At 75.4% G+C, this 1645-nt stretch carries 1 protein-coding gene; it reads left to right on the top strand.

All coding sequences use genetic code 11. The features are described from left to right. Nucleotides 1–1645: amino acid adenylation domain-containing protein (locus AB0G08_RS30130; RefSeq protein WP_358094362.1), on the top strand; the 1645-nt coding region annotated here is incomplete at both ends.

Below are 1645 nucleotides of genomic sequence, written 5' to 3' on the forward strand. Positions count from 1 at the left end.
GTCACCCACCAGGACATCCCCTTCGACAAACTCGTCGAACGCACCCAACCCACCCGCGACCGCCACACCCCACCCCTCATCCAAACCGTCTTCACCGGCGGCAACGTCACGGGCATCGCCGACGGGCCCGTGCCACTGCACACCGCGACGATGCGGCCGATGCCGGCCGAGGCGGGGACCGCGAAGTTCGACCTCACCGTCCACGCGGAGGTGGGGACCGACGCCGTGAGCGTGTACTTCAGCTACGCCTGCGACCTGTACGAGCCCGGCACCATGGCCGACCTGGCCGACAGCTACCGCGCCCTGGTGGCCGCCGTGCTGGCGGACCCCGACCGACCGGTGTCCACGGTGGAGGCCGTCACGGACGCCCAGCGGGAACGGCTCGCGGCGCTGTCCACGGGGCGCCGGCCGGGCACCGGTCGTGCCGCGCGGCGGCCCGAGGCGGCCGACGGCCCGGACCGGGTGGGCGGCCAAACGACCGAGGTGGGTCCGCCGGCCGCCGGGACCAGCGGACGGTGGGCCGGCGACCTGGGGTGTGTGCCGCGGCTGGTGACGGACGCGGCCCGGCGGCAGCCCGACGCCGTGGCGATCGTCGACGGGGCGGGCGCGCTCACCTACCGGGAACTCGACGAGTGGTCCAACCACCTCGCCCACCAACTCCTACGCCACGGCGCCCGACCCGACCACCCCGTCGCGGTCAGCCTGCCACCCGGCGCACCCGCCATCACCGCCATGCTCGCCGTCCTCAAAGCCGGCGCCGCCTACCTCCCCGTCGACCCCACCGCACCCCCCGCACGCCGACACCACCTCATCACCCACTCCCGCGTCACCATCCTCATCACCGACGACCCCGACAACACCGACACACCCCCCGGCGTCGTCGCCCTCGCCCCACGCCGCCCCGACGCCCCCGCCCCGGCGGCACCCCGGGTCGACATCCACCCCGGGCAACTGGCGTACGTCATCCACACCTCCGGGTCCACCGGCACCCCCAAGGGCGTGATGGTCGCCCACCACGCGCTGGCCAACCTCGTCCGGTGGCACCTCGACACCTATCCCAGCGGCCCCGGCGAGCACCACGGCCAGATCGCCAGCCTCGGCTTCGACGCCGCGGTCTGGGAGATCTGGCCCGCGCTGGTCAGCGGCGCCACCCTGCACGTCGCCGACCCCGCCGACCGCCTCGACCCCGCCGCGCTGCACGACTGGATGCAGCGGCAGGGCCTCACCGTGGCCTTCGTCCCCACCCCGATCGCCGAGGCCGTCCTGCGGCTGCCCACGCCCGCGACCACCTCGCTGCGCACGCTGCTCACGGGTGGGGACGCCCTGACCACCCGGCCCTCGGCGCGCACCCCCTACGCCCTCGTCAACCACTACGGGCCCACCGAGGCCGCGGTCGTCGCCACCGCCGGAGCGGTGCGCCCCGACGGAGTCCACCGGCCCGACCTCGGCACCCCCATCGCCGGCGCCCGCATCCACCTCCTCGACGCCGACCTGCGACTGGTGCCACCCGGCGCGCCCGGCGAGCTCTGCATCGCCGGAGAAGGGCTCGCCCGCGGCTACCTGAACAAGCCCGGGCAGACGGCGGAGCGGTTCCTGCCCGACCCGTACGGGCCACCGGGCAGCCGCCTCTACCGCACCGGCGACC

It is taken from the genome of Micromonospora sp. NPDC023644 (assembly GCF_040640115.1).
In the GTDB taxonomy this organism is placed as follows: Bacteria; Actinomycetota; Actinomycetes; order Mycobacteriales; family Micromonosporaceae; genus Micromonospora.